Origin of the sequence: Allobosea robiniae, assembly GCF_900102525.1 — a bacterium.
GTDB classification, from domain to species: domain Bacteria; phylum Pseudomonadota; class Alphaproteobacteria; order Rhizobiales; family Beijerinckiaceae; genus Allobosea; species Allobosea robiniae.
The window spans coordinates 288269-307622 of the sequence record NZ_FNBZ01000002.1 but is presented as its reverse complement, the minus strand read 5'-3'; the positions used below and the strand labels follow the sequence as shown (position 1 = coordinate 307622).

19 protein-coding genes are annotated in these 19354 nt (G+C 67.6%); 1 reads left to right on the top strand and 18 read right to left on the bottom strand.

Annotation, left to right across the window (positions count from 1 at the left end; genetic code table 11):
• Nucleotides 1-56: 56 nt before the first annotated feature.
• The 11 genes from BLQ70_RS07120 to BLQ70_RS07070 all read right to left on the bottom strand — a co-directional run bounded on the left by BLQ70_RS07120 (nucleotide 57) and on the right by BLQ70_RS07070 (nucleotide 10491).
• Nucleotides 57-443: a response regulator gene (locus tag BLQ70_RS07120; protein WP_047578914.1), complete on the bottom strand. Its 387-nt coding sequence runs from the start codon at nucleotides 441-443 to the stop codon at nucleotides 57-59.
• Between the two features lie 10 nt (nucleotides 444-453).
• Nucleotides 454-1557, bottom strand: coding sequence for a chemotaxis-specific protein-glutamate methyltransferase CheB (cheB, locus tag BLQ70_RS07115; protein WP_091856410.1), 1104 nt, complete (start codon nucleotides 1555-1557; stop codon nucleotides 454-456).
• On the bottom strand, nucleotides 1557-2150 hold the full coding sequence (locus BLQ70_RS07110; protein ID WP_091856409.1) for a hypothetical protein: 594 nt from the start codon (nucleotides 2148-2150) through the stop codon (nucleotides 1557-1559). Before BLQ70_RS07110 ends, cheB begins: the two co-directional genes overlap by 1 nt.
• Nucleotides 2147-3025, bottom strand: coding sequence for a CheR family methyltransferase (locus BLQ70_RS07105; protein WP_244492787.1), 879 nt, complete (start codon nucleotides 3023-3025; stop codon nucleotides 2147-2149). The genes BLQ70_RS07110 and BLQ70_RS07105 overlap by 4 nt, the downstream gene beginning before the upstream one ends.
• A 1-nt stretch (nucleotide 3026) precedes the next feature.
• Nucleotides 3027-4835 (bottom strand): methyl-accepting chemotaxis protein, encoded by a 1809-nt coding sequence (locus tag BLQ70_RS07100; RefSeq protein ID WP_091856408.1) that lies wholly within the window; start codon nucleotides 4833-4835, stop codon nucleotides 3027-3029.
• 66 nt (nucleotides 4836-4901) lie between these two features.
• Entirely contained in the window at nucleotides 4902-5414 is a 513-nt protein-coding gene (locus BLQ70_RS07095; RefSeq protein WP_082617344.1) for a chemotaxis protein CheW, read from the bottom strand.
• Nucleotides 5411-7714 (bottom strand): chemotaxis protein CheA, encoded by a 2304-nt coding sequence (locus tag BLQ70_RS07090; protein ID WP_091856407.1) that lies wholly within the window; start codon nucleotides 7712-7714, stop codon nucleotides 5411-5413. The genes BLQ70_RS07095 and BLQ70_RS07090 overlap by 4 nt, the downstream gene beginning before the upstream one ends.
• Before the next feature lie 10 nt (nucleotides 7715-7724).
• Nucleotides 7725-8084, bottom strand: coding sequence for a response regulator (locus tag BLQ70_RS07085; RefSeq protein WP_091856406.1), 360 nt, complete (start codon nucleotides 8082-8084; stop codon nucleotides 7725-7727).
• Nucleotides 8085-8089: 5 nt separating this feature from the next.
• On the bottom strand, nucleotides 8090-8371 hold the full coding sequence (locus BLQ70_RS07080; RefSeq protein ID WP_091856405.1) for an STAS domain-containing protein: 282 nt from the start codon (nucleotides 8369-8371) through the stop codon (nucleotides 8090-8092).
• Between the two features lie 123 nt (nucleotides 8372-8494).
• The gene (locus BLQ70_RS07075) at nucleotides 8495-8962 is read right to left on the bottom strand and encodes a response regulator (RefSeq protein ID WP_061966736.1); all 468 of its coding nucleotides are present in this window, start codon (nucleotides 8960-8962) and stop codon (nucleotides 8495-8497) included.
• A gap of 56 nt (nucleotides 8963-9018) precedes the next feature.
• The gene (locus BLQ70_RS07070) at nucleotides 9019-10491 is read right to left on the bottom strand and encodes a methyl-accepting chemotaxis protein (protein ID WP_091856404.1); all 1473 of its coding nucleotides are present in this window, start codon (nucleotides 10489-10491) and stop codon (nucleotides 9019-9021) included.
• Between the two features lie 257 nt (nucleotides 10492-10748).
• Here BLQ70_RS07070 and BLQ70_RS07065 point away from each other — a divergent pair, with 257 nt between their 5' ends.
• Nucleotides 10749-11486 carry a superoxide dismutase gene (locus tag BLQ70_RS07065; protein WP_091856403.1) on the top strand — a complete coding sequence of 246 codons (738 nt, stop codon included), beginning with the start codon at nucleotides 10749-10751 and terminating at the stop codon, nucleotides 11484-11486.
• 58 nt (nucleotides 11487-11544) lie between these two features.
• Here BLQ70_RS07065 and BLQ70_RS07060 read toward each other — a convergent pair whose 3' ends face one another.
• The 7 genes from BLQ70_RS07060 to BLQ70_RS07030 all read right to left on the bottom strand — a co-directional run bounded on the left by BLQ70_RS07060 (nucleotide 11545) and on the right by BLQ70_RS07030 (nucleotide 19262).
• Entirely contained in the window at nucleotides 11545-12765 is a 1221-nt protein-coding gene (locus BLQ70_RS07060; RefSeq protein WP_091856402.1) for an MFS transporter, read from the bottom strand.
• Nucleotides 12766-12917: 152 nt separating this feature from the next.
• Entirely contained in the window at nucleotides 12918-13619 is a 702-nt protein-coding gene (locus BLQ70_RS07055; protein ID WP_091856401.1) for an orotate phosphoribosyltransferase, read from the bottom strand.
• The gene (locus BLQ70_RS07050; RefSeq protein WP_091856400.1) at nucleotides 13616-14911 is read right to left on the bottom strand and encodes a Zn-dependent hydrolase; all 1296 of its coding nucleotides are present in this window, start codon (nucleotides 14909-14911) and stop codon (nucleotides 13616-13618) included. Before BLQ70_RS07050 ends, BLQ70_RS07055 begins: the two co-directional genes overlap by 4 nt.
• The gene (locus tag BLQ70_RS07045) at nucleotides 14908-15879 is read right to left on the bottom strand and encodes a dihydroorotate dehydrogenase (protein WP_091856399.1); all 972 of its coding nucleotides are present in this window, start codon (nucleotides 15877-15879) and stop codon (nucleotides 14908-14910) included. The genes BLQ70_RS07050 and BLQ70_RS07045 overlap by 4 nt, the downstream gene beginning before the upstream one ends.
• The gene (locus BLQ70_RS07040; protein ID WP_091856398.1) at nucleotides 15876-16721 is read right to left on the bottom strand and encodes a dihydroorotate dehydrogenase electron transfer subunit; all 846 of its coding nucleotides are present in this window, start codon (nucleotides 16719-16721) and stop codon (nucleotides 15876-15878) included. The genes BLQ70_RS07045 and BLQ70_RS07040 overlap by 4 nt, the downstream gene beginning before the upstream one ends.
• 7 nt (nucleotides 16722-16728) lie before the next feature.
• Nucleotides 16729-17976 carry an MFS transporter gene (locus tag BLQ70_RS07035; RefSeq protein ID WP_091856397.1) on the bottom strand — a complete coding sequence of 416 codons (1248 nt, stop codon included), beginning with the start codon at nucleotides 17974-17976 and terminating at the stop codon, nucleotides 16729-16731.
• 389 nt (nucleotides 17977-18365) lie between these two features.
• The gene (locus BLQ70_RS07030) at nucleotides 18366-19262 is read right to left on the bottom strand and encodes a helix-turn-helix domain-containing protein (RefSeq protein WP_061969187.1); all 897 of its coding nucleotides are present in this window, start codon (nucleotides 19260-19262) and stop codon (nucleotides 18366-18368) included.
• Nucleotides 19263-19354: the final 92 nt, after the last annotated feature.

Below are 19354 nucleotides of genomic sequence, written 5' to 3'. Positions count from 1 at the left end.
CCCCGCAGCCAACGGCTACGGGGCTTCGCTTCACGATGGCGAGACCGGAGAAAGCCTCAGCAGGCGAGGACCTTCTTCACCCGCACTTCGAGATCGCGCAATTCATAGGGCTTCACGACGTAATGGTCGGCGCCGTTGCTGGTCGCCTCGTCCATCTTGTCGACCGAGCGTTCCGAGGTCGCCATGATGATCTTGATCTGGTTCAGCTCCGGCACCGAGCGGATCGCGCGCAACAGGTCGATGCCGCTCATGCCGTCCATGTTCCAGTCGAGCAGCAGCAGGTCGTAGCGCTTGGTCTGCATCTTCATCAGGGCTTCGCGGGCGTTCTCCGCCTCGTCGATGTCCTGGAACTCGATCTGCTTGAGGAAATAGGTCGCCAGGCCACGCATGCTCTTCTGGTCGTCGACCACCAGGATGCGGTATTCGCTTCTGGCCTTTGACATCACAATCTCCTTACGCGGTGCGCAGGTTCGGCCTCTCGCCGATCAACTGGCTGACCGCGGTACCAATCTGGGTAAGCGGAACGACCCGCTCGGTCGCTCCCAGTTCATAGGCCGCTTTCGGCATCCCGTTTACCACGCAGGTCTCACCGCTTTGGATTAACGTCTCGGCGCCGGCTTTGCGCATGGCTAACAAACCGTCTGCGCCGTCGCGCCCCATCCCGGTGAGCAGGATCCCGACCGCGTGGCTGCCGGCGCTGCGCGCCACCGAATGGAACATCACGTCGACCGACGGCGAGTGGCCGCTGACCAGCGGCCCTTCGCGTAGCGCGCAGACGAATTCGCCGCGCCGCTCCTCGATCTCGAGATGGCGCGAGCCACCGGGCGCCACCACCGCCATCCCTGGCTTCAGCCTGTCGCCGTCGACGGCCTCATGGACATCGAGACCGGTCGCGGTCGCGAGCCGGGCCGCGAATTTCGCCGTATAGCCCGGCGGCATGTGCTGCACCACGACGATCGGCAACCTGAGCGGCGCGAGGTCCCGCATCACCGTCTGCACGGCGGGAACGCCGCCGGTCGAGGCGCCGATCGCGATCAGCGAGGTCTTGCCGGCGCGGGCTGGCTCGCGCGGCGGGGGCGCGGCAGGGCGGGTGGGAACGGCGGCCTGGGCCACCTGCCGTGCGGCGGCGAGCATCTTGCGGCTGGCCGCGGCGCGCTGCAGCGCTGCGACGAGATGCTTCATGAAGCCGTCGAGCGTATGGGTCGTGCCATCGGGCTTCTCGATGAAGTCGATGGCACCGAGCTCCAGCGCCTGAATGGTGTTGTCGGCGCCCGGCCCGCCGAAGGCCGAGACGATCAGCACCGGCAGCGGATCCTGCTTGAGGACGCGCGCCAGGAGCTTGAGGCCGTGCCGGCCCGGCAGTTCGAGATCAAGCGTCACGACGTCGGGCCGCAACTCCTGGATCGCGTCCCAGCCCTCTTCGGCACTGCCCGCGACGCCGATCACCTTGAAGCCCGGCGCGGAGTCGATGATCTGCGTCATCAGCTTCTGCATCAGGATGGAATCGTCGACGACGAGGACCTTGACCGGAGTGGCGGAGGATAGCGGCATGTTCATCACCAGACCTCCACTTCACCGGCCACCGGCTGCGTCTTGAGCCGGTTGAGATAGGCGATTTCCTGCTCGTGGCCGCTGTCGCGCGCCGTGGGCTGGACGTGCTGCACCCAGGCCCGGCCCGTGGAGGGCTGGTAATGGATGCGCCGCGAGCGCGTGCCGCCGACATCGCGCGAGACCACCGGGATGCCCTCGACCTTCAGGAACTCGTTGACGAAGGCGATGTTGCCGTCGCCGATCGCCAGCATCGTCGCGCCCGAGAGCACGCGCGCCCCGCCGAACACCTTCGCCTCGAAATTGTTGCGCTTGGCGCCGCGCTTGAGCAGGTCGTTGATCAGCACTTCCATGGCCGTGTCGCCATAGCGCTCGCCAGCGCTGGGATCGGCATTGCCGTTGTTCTTCGGCAGCAGGAAGTGGTTGAGGCCGCCGACACCGGCGATGGGATCGCGCATGCAGACCGAGACGCAGGAACCGAGCACCGTCGCCACGATCTCGTCCTTGGCGGAGGTGATCTCGTGCTCGCCGGGCGCGACCGTGATGATCGTCGCCTGGAAACGCGGATCGAAATAACGGCGGGAAGACCGTGAAACGCTCATGCGGTCCTCTCGTAGATGGTACGGCCGATCAGGCGCAGCTTCGGATGCGGTTGCGGCAGCGATTCCGAATGCCCGAGATAGAGGAAGCCGCCGGGCGCCAGCAGCGCCACGAAACGGTCGAGGATCGAGGCCTTGGTCTGCGTGTCGAAATAGATGAAGACGTTGCGGCAGAAGATCACGTCGAACGGGCCGCTCATCGGCCATTTCTCGATCAGGTTCAGCCGCTTGAAGGCGATCATGCGACGCAGCTCCTCGACGATGCGGGCCTCGCCCCGCCCTGCCCCGCCTTCGAGCTTGAGCAAGGGTTTCACATCGCCCGGCAGGCGCTCGAACAGCTCCGCCGGATAGAGGCCGGCCTCGGCCCGCACCAGGATATCGGTATCGATATCGGTCGCCAGGATCTTGAAATCGACATCACTGCGCGGACCCATCACGTCGCGGCAGGACGCGGCGATCGAATAGGGCTCCTCGCCGGACGAGCAGGCCGCCGACCAGATGCGTATTCGGCCGCGCCGCCCACCCCGCTCCTGCAGCAGTCGCGGCATCACATCCTTGCGCAGATGGTCGAAATGGTGGCGCTCGCGGAAGAAGGCGGTGTGGTTGGTCGTCACCGCATTGATCAGCTCCGGCAGTTCGCCCGCCGCCTGCGGCGTCTTGAGAAAGGCGCAGTACTCGGCAACCGAACCCATGCCGAGCGCCTTGACGCGCCGCGCCAGGCGCCCGCGCGTCATTGCCTCCTTGTGCTCGCGGATGACGATGCCGGCCTGCTCATAGACCAGCGTCGCAATGAACTTCATGTCGTCGCGCGTCAGCGTGACATCGGCCATGCCGGGCTGGATCATGGCAAAGGGATTCGACGAGGCAGGTCTGGTCATCTCAAATCCCCGTGCGGCCGCCGGCGGCGACGCGGCGATGCTGTGGCTGCGGCATCGTCCGCGGCGGCTGCGCAGCGGCCGGGGCGCGGCGCGGCGGCAGCGCGCCGCCGACCGCGGCATGGCCGCCGCTGAATGCTTCGATCGTGGCATGCAGCGCCGCTGCCCGGTCGGCGAGCTCGACAGCCGCCGCGGCGCTGCGCTCGGCCAGGGCGGCATTCTGCCTGACACCCTTGTCCATCTTCGCCACACTGCGGCCCATCTCGCCGGCGCCCTGTGCCTGTTCGGCCGCAGCCGTGGAAATCTCTGAAACCGTTGTCGCGACCTTGCCCGCGGCAGTGACGATGCGTTCCAGCGCCGTGCCGGTCTCGCGGACGAAGCCGACGCCCTCCGCGACCTGCCCGTTCGACGAGGCGATCAGCCCCTTGATGTCCTTGGCGGCCCCCGCCGAGCGCTGCGCCAGCGACCGCACCTCGGAGGCGACCACCGCGAAACCCCTGCCGGCATCGCCGGCGCGCGCCGCCTCGACGGCGGCGTTCAACGCCAGCAGATTGGTCTGGAAGGCGATCTCGTCGATCACTCCGACAATCTCGGAAATCTTCAGCGACGAGCTTTCGATCCGCTCGATCGCCGCGACAGCGCGGGTGACGACGCCCTGCCCCTGCTGCGCGACGCTCATCGTCTCGCCGGCGAGCTCGCCGGCCTCGCGCGTGCGGATGCTGCTGCGCCCGACGCAGGCCGCGACCTGTTCGGCTGCCGCAGAGGCTTCACCGAGCTCTGCAGCCGCCCGCCCGGCTCCCGCTGCAAGCTCCGTCGTCGCGGCATCGACCTCGGCTGCGACATGCGAAACCCGGCCCGCGCTATCGCGAATGGTCGCAAGCGTCGCGCCGACATGTCCGAAGGCCTCGTTGAGGCTGTCCTGAAGGAAGCCGAGGCTGCCCTGGCTGGTCACCGGAACGTGCCGATTGAAATCGCCTTGAGCCACCCCGGCGACAGCATGGGCCATCTCGTCGAGCGTGCCTTCGAGCGCCGCGTTGATCCGATTCAGGCCTTTGACCGCATGGCCAAGCGGCAGCGGCTGCCCTTCCGACGACAGGCGGCGGGAAAAGTCGCCGGCCTCGGCCGCCTCGACCAGTTCCACGATCTCGGCCGCGAGCTTGAGATCCCCGGTCATCTCGCGCCATTCCACGGCGGTGCCGAGGCTGCGGCCATCGCTACGCACCATGGCCGTCAAGGTCAGGCAGATCGTGCGGCGGCCGAGCATCAGGCGCACTGGCTGGCCGCCGACCGGCTGGTGCTCGCCCTGCACGCGCTCCATGACGCGGCCCAGCATGTCCTTGGCCGAGCAACCCGGAAAGGCCGCGCGAAAATCCTCCTGCGCCTCGCCGAAGAAGCGCAGCAGCGCCTTGCTGACATAGACCACCCGGCTATCGGGATCGCAGAGCATGACGCTGGCGCGACCCTGATCGAGCGCGGCGCGCAGCCTTTCGGCTTCCTGGCCCTGCTCGCGAATGGCTGCAAGCGCGCGCGACAGCTCCGCGCCCTCACCCGATCCGGATGCGTCGGGAAGCGTAACCTCGCCGCCTTCGGCCAGGCGCGCCGCAGCCGCCGCGCTGCGCGCGAGCGGACGGGCCGCGCCCCAGGCGGCAAAGCCGCCGAGCAATGCGACGCCCGCAACAGCGGCGGCACCCAGCGCGGGAGCGCCGACCAGTGCCGCATAGGACGCCACGCTGCCGGCGAGCGCCGCCGAACCGGCGGCGAGCAGCGGTTGGCTGACCGAGAGACGTGAGAAGGGGCCGAGCGCGCTGCCCATAGGGGTCGATCGTTTCTTGTTCTCGCCCGCTTCTTGAACGCTACGCTCGGGCTGGTCTCGAAAAGGTCAGGCGGCCCGGCTGGTCTTGATCTGGGCCTCGGCGCCGCCGTCGCGGATCACCGCCGCAAGGTCGAGCAGTGCGACGATGTCGGTGTCGAGCAGGACGAGGCCTTCGATCAGGCCGTGCTCGTCACGTTCCAGCTCCGGAGCCGGGCGCACCGCGCTGACCGGCACATCGACGATGTCCGAGACTGAGTCGACCAGCAGGCCGGCGGTCTTGTCCTCGACATCGACGACCACGATGACATGGGTCGCGGTGGCGTCGGTGGCACCGAGCCCGATCGCGGTCCGCAGATCGTAGACCGCGAGGATGACGCCGCGCAGGTTGAGCACGCCGCGCACATGCGGGGCCGCATGCGGCAGCGGCGTCGTCGCCTGCCAGCCCTTGATCTCGCGAACCATGCCGACATCGATGCCGAAGGTACGGTCGCCGACCTTGAAGGTCACGATGCGGCGCGCCGCCGATTCCGGCTGCGCCGACGAGAAGTGCTTTTCGCCGAGTTGGAGGCTCATGGTCATCCAGCCATCTTGAGGTCAGATTGGGGGGAGCGGCTGGCGGAAGCGGCCAGCCGCAGCATCGAGTCGATATCCAGGATCAGGGCGACGAGGCCGTCGCCGAGGATCGTCGCCGCCGAGGCGCCGTTGACCGCGCCGTAATTGGCCTCGAGACTCTTCACGACGACCTGCTGCTGGCCGACGATCTCGTCGACGGCGATGCCGACATTGTTGCCGCGCTCGGTCTCGGCGATGATGACGATGTTCTCGTTGGTGGTGCCCATCGAACCCATCACGTCGCCGAGCCGGTAGAGCGGCGTGACCTCGCCGCGCCAGCGCAGCACCTCCTGGCCGAAGGGCAGACGCTCGATCGGCGTCGAGGCGAGATGCTGCGTCTCGATGACCGAGGCGATCGGGATGACGTAGCGGTCGTCGCCGCAGCGGATCACCATGCCTTCGAGCACAGCGAGCGTCAGCGGCAGGGCGAGCGTGAACTTGCAGCCCCGGCCCGGCTCGGAATCGACGCTGATGCGCCCGCCGAGCGACTCGACGTTGCGGCGCACCACGTCCATGCCGACGCCGCGGCCCGACACGTCGCTGATGACCTCGGCCGTCGACAGGCCGGCGGCGAAGATGAGCTGGTCGATCTCCTCCGGCTGCAGCCGCTCGTCGGCGCCGACGAGGCCGCGCGAGCGTGCCTTGGCGAGCAGCCGGTCGCGGCCGATGCCACGCCCGTCATCGGTGACGGAGATGACGATGCGGCCGGCGCGATGCTCGGCGATGAGCCTGATCGTGCCCTCGCGCGGCTTGCCCGCCGCGATGCGCTCGTCAGGCGTCTCCAATCCGTGATCCATCGAATTGCGGATCATATGGGTCAGCGGATCGGCGAGTTCCTCTATGATCGTCTTGTCGACCTCGGTGTTCTCGCCTTCGAGCACGAGACGCACTTCCTTGCCCAGCGTCTGCGCGAGCTCGCGCACCAGCCGCGGCATGCGCTGGAACACGGCCTTCACCGGCTGCGCCCGCACGGCCATGACATGGTCCTGCAGCTCCCGCGTCTGGCGCGACAGGGTCAGCATGCCCTCGGCGGTCTTGGCATGAACGTCGTAGGGCAGCGAGCGCACGCATTCGACCAGCATCGACTGGGTGATGACGATCTCGCCGACGAGGTTCATCAGCTTGTCGATGCGGTCGAGATCGACGCGGACGCTGACCGCCTGGCGCTGCCGTGCGGAGGCATCGGGAGCCGCCGGAGCACGCGGCGCAGCGCGGGCGACCGCCGGCTCGGCGACGACGACCGGAGCAGCGACGGCAACCGGGGCCGGCTCGGGCTTGATATCGGGCTCGTTCGCCGCTTCCGGTGCCGGGCCGAGCATGGCCAGGATCGCCGAGAGGTCGGCGGCAACCGCGCTGGAGACTTCGGGCTCAGCCGCCTCCGGCCCGCTCGCCGGAAGGGCCTCGGTCACGGCCTCCTCGGCGAAGGTGATCTCGAATTCCTCGTTCGCCAGGCTGAAGTCGAAGCGGCCATGCAGGTCCTCGATCGACAATTCGGTGCGCAAGGCCACGTCGAAGCGCAGCCAGCAATCGCTGACATCGAGGCTTTCCAGCGGCGGCACCTGGCTCATGTCGCAACGGATCGAGACAATGTCGGCGGCCGGCAGCGAGCCGAGCACGACACGCGGCTCGATCACCCGGCGGAACAGGTCCGTTTCCGGCGCGATGCGCAACTGCACGTCGCGGCCTGGCTTGCCCGCGACAGGGGCAGAGGCTGCAGCGGGCTCGTCGTCCCAGCCATCGTCGGCGGCAGCGGCCGGCGCCGCCGTCTTCGCCTCGACCATGGCGAGCAGGTTCCCGAGCGCGGCGATGCCGATGGGTGCGTCGTTGTCGGCGGCAGGAGCTACCGGATCAGAAGCGGGAGGGGGCGCCGCGGCGATGGGCGGCTGCGGCTCCTTGCCGACCTGCTCAAGCGCGGCCAGCAGATCCGGCCGCTCGGTCGCGGGCTCGTCGTTGCGGGCGGCCGAGACGAGATCGGCAACGGCATCGGCGCAGCGCAGGAACAGCGTAAAGGGCGCATCCTCGACGGCGACGCGGCCGGATCTCAGATGGTCGAGCGAGGCCTCGAAGACATGCGCGAAGCCGACCAGCTCCGTGCAGCCGAAGGCACCCGCGCCACCCTTGATCGAATGAATGGCGCGGAAGGCGGCATTGACGTCCTCGGGATCGACGGAGCCCTCGTCGAGGGCCTGGAGCTTCTGCTCCAGCGCGCCGAGGAGTTCTTCGCATTCCTGGAAGAAGGTCTGCTTGAGTTCTGCCAACGGATCCATCGGCCGACCTTCAGTTCTGGTAGCGCGCGACGAGGCCGAGCAGCGTGTTGGGTTCGAAAGGTTTGACCATCCAGGCGCTGGCGCCGGCGCGGCGGCCTTCCGCCTTGATCTCGGCGCCGTTCTCCGTGGTCAGCACGATGATCGGCGTGTTCTGCCCGGCCGGGCGCGAGCGGCAGGCACGGGTGAACTCGATGCCGTCCATGATCGGCATGTTCAGGTCGGTGATCACGAGATCGGGCTTGAACTGCTCGAACTTGTTGAGGCCGTCCTCGCCGTTCTCGGCCTCGGCCACCTCATGGCCGGCATTGCGCAGCGTCAGGCTGAGCAGACTGAGCAAAGTCTTGGTATCGTCGATCGCCAGGATTTTCATGCCTGTCACTCCAGAACGAGAGCGCTGTGAGCGGCATCGAAGCCGATCGCCCGCAAGGATTCGCGGCATTCCTCGGAAGCCGCCTTGAGCGTGACCGAAAGCCCCCGCTCGGCGGCGCTGGTGGCTGCGGAATGAAGAAGCTGGATCCAGAGGCTGGGCAAGGCGCCCGCCTCGGCGCATTCGACGGCGATGCTTTCCCGCTGTTCCAGTGCCACCAGAAGCTGGTTGCGGAACGTCGCAGCCTCGGAGCGGCCGAGGAAAGGGGGAAGCGAGACGGTGATGAGCATGGAGGGCGACCCAGGATTGCGCCTGGAGCATCGCGGCAAACTGGTAAAAACTTCGCTAAATAGGGACGCGCCTATCAATACTCTTGGCGCTTTCGTGGCAATTGCGGTGCCCAGCCACGAGCGTCAGAACATGTTGTTGCTGATCGCGCGCGGCACCAGCGTGATCTTGCCCGTCGCCTCCCGGTACTTTCGCGGCACGTTGATGACGCCCGACAGGTGAAGCCAGAGATTGTTGGGCGAGATCGGCTTGGTGATGATCTCATGCGCACCGAGCTTTGCGGCCTGGACGACCGAGCGCCTGTCCGGCCGTTCCATCATCACCAGCACCGGCGCCTTGGCGAAGGGCGAGGTCTTGAACGAGCGGATCGCCGCCAGGCACTTGATGCTGTTGCCCTCGGGCATGTCCCAGTCGAGGATGACGATGTTCGGCTGCTTCTGGATGAAGGTCGAAGCCGCCGATGAGAGATCGGCCGCCTCGAAGATGCGGTTGAGCTGCGCCTGATACAGCATCGTGCGCACGATGCGGCGGTAATGCGGGCTCGGATCGATGAGCAGAACCGACAGGTTGGGGAAGGATGGCGCGATATGCATGGCGCTGACTCGGGAACTCGCTCACTCAACTCGACAGGGCAGGCACGGACGAAGCGTTAAACCTTGAGGCCGAAGCGGAAGGCACCCCAGTGCCGGCCCTTGACCATGATCGGCGCCGACAGATCCTCCATCACCAGGAACTGCCCGCCGCCCATGTCGCGCCGGTAGCTCTGCAGCAGGAAGGGCTTGCGGTTGCGGGCGGCGGCGAGGCCGGTCCGGTCGTCGAAGATCCGCCGGTTGCGGCAATTGGCGTTGTTCCAGACCGGATCGGAGCCCTGGGCCTGCGCATATTTGCGGTTATGCGTCGGCAGAAAGCCGTTGCGGTCCACCGCCGCGCAGAACACGATCCGCCCGTTCGAGGTCAGGAGCTCCTCCTGCAGCGGCGGCAGCAACCGATCGGTCAAGGCGACGAAACGGGTCATGTGCTGGACCGGGTCCGAGCCCGGAATTGGCCGGTAGGTCTCGTCGAACAGCTCGGCGAGCCCGATCTCTCCGCGCGCCAGCGCCCCCTCGAACAACCCGCTGATCCGGCTGGCCGTCTCCATGACGGTCGCGATCAGTTCCGACTGCGCCGTCCGCACGCCCGAGGCCGCGATCGAGCCGAGGATGCCCTCGCTGATCGCGACCAGCGCCTCGGTGCGCTGCCCCGCCTGCTCGAGATTGTCGGTGGATGCATCGACCCCGGCCACGAGGCCGGCGAGGTCCTGCCCGGCCTTGGCGCAGGCCTCGGCATTCTCCCGGGTCGGGCGTGATACGGCCTCGATCTCGCCGATCAGTTCGACGACGGAGCGGCCGAAGCTGTCAAACTCGCCGATCTGCAGCGAGATAGTCTGGCTGCCCGCCTGCGCGCGCTGTGCCGTCTGCGCGTTCTCCTGGCTGCGCCGGGCGACGGCATCGACCGCCTTGACCAGCAGGTCGAGTTGCGCGGCGCTCGCCGCCGTCGCCGCGCGGGTCTGCTCGGCAAGCGCCTTCACGGCGGCGGCGATGACCGCGAAGCCCTTGCCGGCCTCGCCGCTGCGCGCCGCCTCGACGCCGGCATTGATCGACAGGAGCTGGATCTCGCGGGTGATCGACTGGATCGCATCGCTCGACGCCCGCGCCTTGTGTGCATCGCCGACGGCCTGCGCCAGCACCTGCGACATCGACTGGGCTTCCTGCGACAGAGTCTCGATATCAGCCTGCGCTGCATTGAGCCCGAGCCGCACCGACTTGGTCACGCGCTCGAGGCCGTTGCGGACACCGGACGCGGCAGCCTGCGCACCCTCGGCCGCCTGCCGGATCGCATTGTTCGCCTGCGACACCTGCTCGACCGCGCCGACCACCCGACGCAGCCCCGCCGTCTGCTGGTCGAACTGTTGCGTCACGTCGCCGACGCGCCCGGCGATATCGGTGATCTCGGCACTGAGCTTGCCGAAACGGGCGGCAATTTCGCGCACCGCGCGCTCCGCACCGACCCCTGTCGGCTCGCCGGCAAGGTCCTGCCCTGCCTCGTCAACGGGCAGGTCGAGCTTGCGAGCCAGTGCATGCATGGCGGGGCGCCCCTTCAACCCGGGAGGATTTCTTGCCAGAACCGTAGAGAAACGCGGTAAATCGCCGGTTAAGAGCGCGATCGGACGGTTTACCACTTTCGATACAGGCGCCGGGATTGTGATGTTGCCCTTGGGTCAACCGCTGCGCCGGGCCGTGCTATAGTCGGAGCGATCGACGACGGACCCGCAACGGGACACGCGCGTTGAGCAGGAAGCCGACACGCCCCAACGCTTTCCGGAGGAATTTCATGACCGCAATGTCCGCCGTCTCCCGCCGCAACCTGATCGGCCTGGGTGCCGCAGCGCTCGCCGTCGCTGCCGCCCCGAAGGTCTGGGCGCAGGCCGCCGCGCCGGCAGCACCGGCCGGTCCGTTTTCGCTGCCGAAGCGCGCCTATGAGGCCAATGCGCTGGAGCCCCATATCGACGCAGCCACCATGGACATCCACTACAACCGCCACCACGCCGCCTATGTCGCAGCGCTGAACAATGCGGCCAAGGACAATGGCGTCATCGCCAAGGCCTCGGTCGGAGAGTTGATCGCCGATCTCGGCCAGCTCCCGGACAGCATCCGCACCCTCGTCCGCAACAATGGTGGCGGCCATGCCAACCACAGCATGTTCTGGGAGATCATGGCGCCGGCTGCCGGCGGTGCGCCGACCGGCGAGGTCGCCGAGGCGATCACGCGCGATCTCGGCGGCTTAGACAAGTTCAAGACGGATTTCGAGGCGGCGGGTCTGCGCGTCTTCGGCTCCGGCTGGGTCTTCGTCACGGTCGACAAGGCCGGGAAGCTCGCCCTGCTCGGCAAGCCGAACCAGGACAGCCCGATCATGGACAAGCAGATGGTCCTGCTCGGCAACGACGTCTGGGAGCACGCCTATTACCTGAAGTACCAGAACCGCCGCGCCGATTACCTCAAGGGCTGGTGGAACGTGGTCGACTGGAAGAAGGTCAACGAGCGCTATGCCGCCGCCAAGGCCGGCAAGCTGGCGCTCTGAGGGGCATTGCCCTTAGCGTCATGCTCGGGTCGAACCCGAGCATGACGACACGAGCCGCCTAATGCCCGACCCTGGCGCCTCGCGTGCCCTCGCTGAGGCGCGGCAGGAACCAGGCGAGCAGGCCCATCAGCGGAATGAACGAGCAGATCTTGTAGACCATCTCGATGCCGAGAATGTCGGCGAACTCGCCGAGCAGCGCTGCGGCGAGCCCGCCGAGCCCGAAGGACAACCCATAGAAGAAGCCGCCGACCAGTCCGACGCGGCCGGGCAGCAATTCCAGCGCATAGATCAGGATCGCGGCGAAGGCGCTCGACATGATCAGGTTGATCAGGATCGTCAGCACGCCGGTCCAGAACAGGTCGGCATAGGGCAGGATCAGCGTGAATGGCAGTGCGCCCAGGATCGAGAACCAGATGATCTTGTTGCGGCCGATCCGGTCGCCCAGCATGCCGCCGGCCAATGCGCCCACCGCCGAGGAGCCGAGGAACAGGAACAGCATCACCTGCGAATTCTGCACGGAGATGCCGAACTTGCCGATCAGGTAGAAGGTGTAGAACGAGGTGAAGCTCGCCGAATAGGCGTTCTTCGAGAACAGCAGGATGATCAGGATGGTGATCGCGAAGGCGACGGAGCGCTTGCCCGGACGGGCCGGTGCCGCAGCCGCTGCGGCCTTCGGGGGCCTCGCCTTGTCGAGCCGCGCGTAGCTCGCGGCAGTCCAGACCATCAGCATCATCGCGACCAGCGCGGCGACCGAGAACCAGGCGAGGCTGCCCTGCCCGCGCGGCACGATGACGAAGGCCGCCAGCAGCGGCCCGAGCGCCCCGCCGGTCTGTCCGCCGACCTGGAAGATGCCCTGCGCCAGCCCGTGCTGCCCGCCGGAGGCGTTACGCGCCATCCGCGTCGCCTCGGGATGGAAGATCGAGGAGCCGATGCCGACGCAGGCCGCAGAGAGCAGCAGGAAGCCGTAGCTGCCGGCATAGGCGAGGCCGATCAGGCCGGACAGCGTGAAGCCCATGCCGACCACCATCGAATAGGGCATCGGATGCTTGTCGGTGTAGAGCCCGACCGCCGGCTGCAGCAGCGAGGCCGAGACCTGGAAGGTCAGCGTGATCAGGCCGATCTGGCCGAAATCGAGCCGGTAGGATTCCTTGATGATCGGATAGATCGCCGGGATCAGCGACTGGATCATGTCGTTGAGCAGATGCGTGAAGCTCAGCGCGATCAGCACCGGCATCATGGCGCGTTGCGGCAGGGAGGCAGTCGGCGCGCTGACGGTCATCTGGGCTTAGTCCCGCGGCGTCTCCGGCAGGCCGATTCCTGCCTCGTGACGCGGTTGAAGGCTCTAGATGATCGCCGGCCCGCGCACAATTTCATAAGCCGGCGTCACGGCATTGCACTCACCGCATGGGCCGGCGGCCTGCCGCCCTCCTCTCAGAGGCGCGGCGTCAGGCTGGCACGGCCACCATGGCGCATCGACCAGGCAACGGGATCGGCGAGGAAGCGCTCGATCTCGGCGCGATCCTCGCGCGCCAGCCGATTCTCGTCGTCCGCCGCGAGCACATCGGCCCAGGTCGCCAGCGCATGCAGGCTCAGTCCCGCCTCGGTCAGGCGCTCGCCGGCTCCGGGGAAGGCGTCATGATAGAAGATCGTCAGCACGTCGCCGACATCGGCCCCCGCCGCGCGCAGGCCGCGCACGAAATTGAGCTTGCTCGCGCCATCGGTGGTCAGATCGTCCATCAGGAGGACGCGCAAGCCATCGACCGGCCCGCCCTCGACCTGGGCATTGCGGCCGACGCCGAGCGGGCGCTTGCGGACATAGCGAAGCTTCAGGTCCAGCGCGTCGGCAAGCCAGGCGGCGAAGGGAATGCCGGCCGTCTCCGCACCGACGACCGCATCGAAGCCGCCATCCGGAAAGCCTGCGCGGAGATGCCTAGCCGCCAGTTCGGTGACCGCGCGGCGCAGGTCCGGTTCGCCGAGCAACAGGCGGACATCGACATAGACCGGGCTCGCCCAGCCGGCCGCCAGCACGAAGGGCTGCTGCCGGCTGACATGGACGGCGCCGGCGCGCAGCAGCAGCCGCGCGACCGCGTGGCTGATCTCCCGCTCGGGGCGGATCGCCTGAGTCACCGTCATCGCACCGCCTCCCGGATCGCCGCCCGCATCACCGCGATGCCGGCCAGGAGATCATCGATCTCCATCGCCTCGTGCGGGTTGTGCGAGCCGTGCTCGTTTCGCACGAAGAGCATGGCGCTGGGAATGCCGGCATTGGCGAAAACCGCCGAGTCATGCCCTGCCCCGCTCGGGATCTCCTCGTCCGGCAGGCCAAGATCGCGCGCCGCGCTCTTGAGCCTGGCGATCCAGCCCGCATCCATCACGGCGGGCTCGGCCTCCAGCCGGCGGTCGAGCTTGAAGTCCACGCCGCGCTCCTCGCCGATCATCCCGCATTCCGAGAGGAACAGGTCGTAGAAGGCCTCCAGCGTCTCGCGGCTCTGACTGCGCACCTCGAAGGAGAAGTTCACCCTGCCGGGGATGCGCGCAATGGCATGCTCCTGCGGATCGGTGCCGAAGACGCCGGAGGTCACGACGACGTCGCGCCCGCGCTCCAGCAACGTGCGCCAGTGCCGGTCGAGATGGGTGATGAGCTCGGCCGTGGCGAAGACCGCATCGCGCCTGAGCCAGCGCGGCACGGCGCCGGAATGGCCGGCCTCGCCAACGCATTCCACCGTGCGATGCCTGATATTGCCCCTGATGCCGGTGACGATGCCGACAGGCAAATCCCGCGCGACCAGCACCGGCCCCTGCTCGATATGCAGTTCGATCCAGGCGAAGACCGCAGTGGGGTCGAGCAATGGCTCACCCTTGCTGACGCGGCCCATATCGACGCCGACATCGGCCATGCATTGCGCCAGCGTGCGCCCGGCCCTTGCATCCTTCGCCGCGAGATCGGCGGCCGAGAGTTTCCCGAACAGCGCGCTCGAACCCATATAGGCCCGGCCGAAGCGCGAACTTTCCTCGCCGCGCAGACCATAGACCTTGATCGTCCGGCGCGGCACGAAACCCTCGGCCCGGAAGCCGGCGATGACGGCAAGTCCGGCGATGACGCCGGCCGCACCGTCGAAATTCCCGCCCTGCGGCACCGAATCGAGATGCGAGCCGCAGGCGAGGAAGGGCAGGTCCGGCTCGCTGCCTTCGAGCGTCACCACCAGATTGGCCCCGGCATCGCGCTCGGTCGCGAGGCCCAATTCGCGCGCCCGCGCCTCGACGATGTCGAGCGCCTCGCTCTCCTTGGGGCCATAGGCCTCGCGGGTGATGCCGATGCCGTCCCCGGTCGCCTGTTTCAGCGCATCGAACAATGCCTCGGCCAGCGCCCGGTCCTCGACATTCCCGACGAAGCCGTTCGGGCGTTCGATCGCGGCGACGCTCATGACACCGGGTCCAGCCAGGAGAGCTCGGGTTCGTCCGCCTCCTCGATCACGACACCGCGGATCAGGTCGGCGGCGCGCGGGATCTCGCGGTGCAGGCAGAACGTCTCCAGCCCGTCGATGATCGTCGTCATCGCTGCCGGCTGCAGGAAGGTCGCGGTGCCCACCTGCACGGCGGTGGCGCCGGCGAGCATGTATTCGATCGCGTCCTCGGCGGTCGAGATGCCGCCGCAGCCGATCACCGGGATCGACACCGCCTTGGCGCATTGGAAGACCTGGCGCAGCACGATCGGCTTGATCGCCGGACCGGACAACCCGCCCATGATGTTGCCGAGGCAGGGTTTGAAGGTCTTGAGGTCGATCGCCATCGACAGGATGGTGTTGGCGACGACCACAGCATCGGCGCCGGCTGCTTCCGCCGCGCGCGCCACCTCCGGCACGTCGCCGGTATTGGGCGTGAGCTTGACCCAGAGCGGCAGATCGGTCGCCCGGCGCAGTTCGCGCGTCACCTTCTCCGTCGATTCCGCCCGCATGGCGAAGGCCTTGCCGTCCTCCTCGATATTCGGACAGGAGATATTGGCCTCGATCGCGGCGATGCCGGGGATCGAGAGTTCGGCTGCGAGGCTGGCGAAACCTTCCGCCGTCGGCGCAGAGATCGAGACGACGAGCGGCGTGTCGTAGACCGCGTAATGCGGCATCGTCTTCTCGATGAAATAGGGCACGCCCTTGGAGGGGATGCCGATCGCGTTGATCAGGCTGCCGGGCCGCTCGACCACGCGCGGCAGCGGATTGCCGGCGCGCAGTTCGCGGGTGATCGTCTTGGTGACGAAGGCGCCCAGCCGGTTGAAGTCCATCACCTTCTCCAGCCCCTCGGCGAAGGTGCCCGAGGCCGGCATGACGGGATTGCGCAGGGTGAGCCCGCCGACCTTCACCGAGAGATCGATCGCAGGCCTCACGGCGGCGGCGTTCATGGCAGCGCCTCCATCAGGTCGAAGACCGGCCCGTCCCAGCAGACGCGGCGGTTGACGATCTCGCCATCGACGTTGAAGTCGCGCACGCAGCAATAGCAAAGGCCGATGCCGCAGGCCATCTGCTGCTCCATCGCAACCTGTCCGGACAGGCCGAATTCGCGGGCGAGACGCTGCTGCACGCGCATCAGGCGGCTCGACCCGCAGGTGAAGAAGGCATCGCAGCGCCCCTCGGCGATCTCGCGGCGCAGGATGCGCTCGACATTGGCCGGCCCGCTCGTCTGCTCGGAATCGGTGACCGCGATGACCTCCGCGCCTTTGCTCCGGAACAGATCGACCGAGACCAGCAATTCCGGCCGCCTTGCGCTGAGGATGGCGGTGACCTTGATCCCCTTCGCCTTCGCCGCGGCGGCAAGCGGTGCGAGCGTCGCAAGCCCCGCCCCGCGCCCGACGGCGATGATATGGCTCATGCTCTCGTCCAGCGTGAAGCCGGTGCCGAGCGGGCCCATGATGTCGAGGCTGTCGCCCGGCTCGAGCGTATCGAGGCCGCGCGTACCCGCCCCGGTGACCTTGTAGAGGAACTCGACCTGGCGCTTGTCCGGATCGGCGCCATAGAGGCTCATCGGCCGTCTCAGGAAGGGCTGCTCGCCCACCGGATGCGGGCAGAGCAACTGGAAGAACTGGCCGGGCTGCGCCGCAGCCGCCTCCTCGCTGCAATCGAGCACGAGATGGCGGTATTCGGCATTGACCGCCGCGTGGCGCACGACCCGCGCCAGCTCGGCGACGATGCTCGGCTTCCAGCCGGCGGAACACCCGCCGGCCGCGATGATGGGCTGCTGGCTCATGCCTGCCTCACGTCAATTCCGCGCCGCGCTTCTCGGGGATGAGGAGCCACATGGCGAGGAGGTCGAGGATGTAGAGTGCGGCGAGCAGCGCGATGGCGGTCTGGAAGCCGTAAGCCGCCGCGATGGCGCCGACGACGACCGGGCCGAAGCCGCCGACGCCGCGGCCGATGTTGAACAGCACGTTCTGGGCGGTGGCGCGGGCCGCCGTCGGGAAGAGCTCGCTGATCAGCGCGCCATAGCCGCCGAGCATGCCGTTGACGAAGAAGCCCATCACCGCGCCGGCGACGAGCAATTGCATCGGATCGGTCAACCGCGAATAGACCACGACCATGACGGCGGCGCCGATCATGTAGCCGAAGAAGGCGGGGCGCCGCCCGATCCGGTCGGCGATATGGCCGAAGGCGAAGATGCCGAGCGCCATGCCGCCGATGGTTACCGCGGTCCACACCGCCGATTGGGTCAGCGCGAAGCCGAACCGCGTGGCGAGATAGTTCGGCAGCCAGATCATCACGCCGTAATAGCCGAAGTTCTGGACCGAGCAGAGGATGACCATGCCGAGGCTGAGCTTGGCGGTCTCGCGGTCCTTGACCAAGAGGCGCAGCGCCGATTCCTTCGGCCGGTCCTTCGAACGGGCGACGAAGACCTCGGGCTCGTGCAGGGAGTGGCGGATGAAATAGGCCGCGACCGCCGGCAGGATGCCGATGGCGAACATGCCGCGCCAGCCGATCGTGGGCAGCAGGATCGGGGTGGCTATTGCCGCGGCGAGCACGCCGACCTGCCAGCCGAGGCCGACATAGGAGGAGGCGCGCGCCCGCTTTGAGGCCGGCCAGGCCTCGGCGACCAGCGCCATGCCGATGCCGAACTCGCCGCCGAGCCCGAGGCCGGCGATGGTGCGGTAGATCAGCAGGTCCCAGTAGCCCTGCGCCAAGGCGCACATGCCGGTGAAGACGGCGAAGAGGACGATCGTCCAGGTCAGCACGCGGACGCGGCCGATCCGGTCCGACAGCATGCCGAAGCCGATGCCGCCGAGCACGGCGCCGACCAGCGTCGCGGTGACCAGCGAGGCGGCCTGGGCCTGGCTGAGCTGGAGGTCGGCCGAGATCGCCCGCAGCATGAAGCCGAGGATCAGAAGGTCGAACCCGTCCATCGCATAGCCGATCGCCGCCCCCCACAAGGCCTTGCGAGCCTTGCCGTCGACCTCGGTCGGGCCGGAGCCCTCGATCGAGCCCGCGCTCGATGCCTGGATATCGCTCATGATGACGTCCCCTTTTTGTTGTCTCGAACCGTCGCCGGGCACCGGAAAACAGTGAGCCGGCGGACGCGCGCGCGTCCGCCCCTGCGCAGATCATGCTCATGAGTTCGGGCCTCGGGCCCTCATTCTCGGGGCGCTTTGCGCGCCGCTTGGTGGTCCTGGGCTCCGGCCCCGCCACGAGAATTCTGAAAGCCGCCGGACCATAGCCGCGCCCGGCGCCATGCGAATCCGTCGCACAGCTAAATCTCAATTACAAGATCAAATCTCAATTTTGCGACAGATAGAAAATGCGGCGTCGACCGGAAGCCTCCGGTTCTCTTCCACGCGGGTCATCCCGGACGCAGCGAAGCGAATATCCGCGATGACCGCGTGTTTCGGTGCAAACCGGAAAATCAGCCCAGCGCGATGCCCGATCGCTCGACCACCGCCCGCAACGCGGCGCCGGCCTCGCCGCCCTTGCGAGCGCGGCTCCAGAGGTCTTCGCTCAACTGCTCGTAGAGGCGCACCGGCTGCTCGTCGGCGGTCAGCATGGCGATGCCGGAGCGGACATTCGGCAGTTCCCCGCCCAGCCGATACGGGCTCAGGCCGAGCAGCGTCCGTTCCTCGCTGCGGAAGAGCTGGAAGGTGATATTGGGCAGCGTTTCCTCGATCAGGCCGATCTGCACACCCATAGGCTCGGCCTCGATCAGCGCGATCAGGTGCTCGACCTCGTGGCGGGCGGCACGGCGCCGGCGCGCCTGCTCCTCCGGCGGCAGGCTGAAACGGCCGACGATGCCGAGCTTCAGCCAGCGCTCGATCTCCAGCACATTGACGAAGTTGACGACGCTGAGCCGCCGGCGCTTTCGGGTCGCCTTGCGCTCGTCGAGGATTGCGATGATCGCGTCGATCTCGGCCACAGCCCCGTCGCGGTCGGCGAGATGGGCCGGCAGGGCCTCGATCAGGGTCGCCCGGAGGAAGTCCGAATAGGCCGCCGAGGTCAGCAGGTAGGAAAGCGGCGGGAAATGCGCGACGACCTGGTCGGACTGCTCCTCGATCTGCCGCATGCGCTCGAAATAGCTGACCGGGCTCGAATAATACTCGACGCCGGCCCCGAGCAGCGACGCGACCGTCGTCTCCAGCACGGCAGCCAGCCGCTCCAGCGTCTCGATCTTGACGACGCCGCCGCTCTCGATCCGGTAGACGGCCGCCCGCGAAATTCCCAGGCTCTCCGCGACGTCCTCCGCCGGAAGCCCACGCCCCAGCCGATAGGCCTTGAGGCGCTTGCCAATCTCATCGAAGCGGATGGACATCGGGCCTCTCGCAGGGCAATCGAATCTCAAAATTTAGATAGGGTACCGCACTCCCGCGCCGATGCGAACAGGGCCGGCGCGTCGCCGCGCCG

Excerpts from the sequence above, each read along its gene's own strand:
- BLQ70_RS07120 (WP_047578914.1), bottom strand. The coding sequence starts at position 443 with ATGTCAAAGGCCAGAAGCGAATACCGCATCCTGGTGGTCGACGACCAG.
- cheB (WP_091856410.1), bottom strand. The coding sequence starts at position 1,557 with ATGAACATGCCGCTATCCTCCGCCACTCCGGTCAAGGTCCTCGTCGTC.
- BLQ70_RS07110 (WP_091856409.1), bottom strand. The coding sequence starts at position 2,150 with ATGAGCGTTTCACGGTCTTCCCGCCGTTATTTCGATCCGCGTTTCCAG.
- BLQ70_RS07105 (WP_244492787.1), bottom strand. The coding sequence starts at position 3,025 with ATGACCAGACCTGCCTCGTCGAATCCCTTTGCCATGATCCAGCCCGGC.
- BLQ70_RS07100 (WP_091856408.1), bottom strand. The coding sequence starts at position 4,835 with ATGGGCAGCGCGCTCGGCCCCTTCTCACGTCTCTCGGTCAGCCAACCG.
- BLQ70_RS07095 (WP_082617344.1), bottom strand. The coding sequence starts at position 5,414 with ATGACCATGAGCCTCCAACTCGGCGAAAAGCACTTCTCGTCGGCGCAG.
- BLQ70_RS07090 (WP_091856407.1), bottom strand. The coding sequence starts at position 7,714 with ATGGATCCGTTGGCAGAACTCAAGCAGACCTTCTTCCAGGAATGCGAA.
- BLQ70_RS07085 (WP_091856406.1), bottom strand. The coding sequence starts at position 8,084 with ATGAAAATCCTGGCGATCGACGATACCAAGACTTTGCTCAGTCTGCTC.
- BLQ70_RS07080 (WP_091856405.1), bottom strand. The coding sequence starts at position 8,371 with ATGCTCATCACCGTCTCGCTTCCCCCTTTCCTCGGCCGCTCCGAGGCT.
- BLQ70_RS07075 (WP_061966736.1), bottom strand. The coding sequence starts at position 8,962 with ATGCATATCGCGCCATCCTTCCCCAACCTGTCGGTTCTGCTCATCGAT.
- BLQ70_RS07070 (WP_091856404.1), bottom strand. The coding sequence starts at position 10,491 with ATGCATGCACTGGCTCGCAAGCTCGACCTGCCCGTTGACGAGGCAGGG.
- BLQ70_RS07065 (WP_091856403.1), top strand. The coding sequence starts at position 10,749 with ATGTCCGCCGTCTCCCGCCGCAACCTGATCGGCCTGGGTGCCGCAGCG.
- BLQ70_RS07060 (WP_091856402.1), bottom strand. The coding sequence starts at position 12,765 with ATGACCGTCAGCGCGCCGACTGCCTCCCTGCCGCAACGCGCCATGATG.
- BLQ70_RS07055 (WP_091856401.1), bottom strand. The coding sequence starts at position 13,619 with ATGACGGTGACTCAGGCGATCCGCCCCGAGCGGGAGATCAGCCACGCG.
- BLQ70_RS07050 (WP_091856400.1), bottom strand. The coding sequence starts at position 14,911 with ATGAGCGTCGCCGCGATCGAACGCCCGAACGGCTTCGTCGGGAATGTC.
- BLQ70_RS07045 (WP_091856399.1), bottom strand. The coding sequence starts at position 15,879 with ATGAACGCCGCCGCCGTGAGGCCTGCGATCGATCTCTCGGTGAAGGTC.
- BLQ70_RS07040 (WP_091856398.1), bottom strand. The coding sequence starts at position 16,721 with ATGAGCCAGCAGCCCATCATCGCGGCCGGCGGGTGTTCCGCCGGCTGG.
- BLQ70_RS07035 (WP_091856397.1), bottom strand. The coding sequence starts at position 17,976 with ATGAGCGATATCCAGGCATCGAGCGCGGGCTCGATCGAGGGCTCCGGC.
- BLQ70_RS07030 (WP_061969187.1), bottom strand. The coding sequence starts at position 19,262 with ATGTCCATCCGCTTCGATGAGATTGGCAAGCGCCTCAAGGCCTATCGG.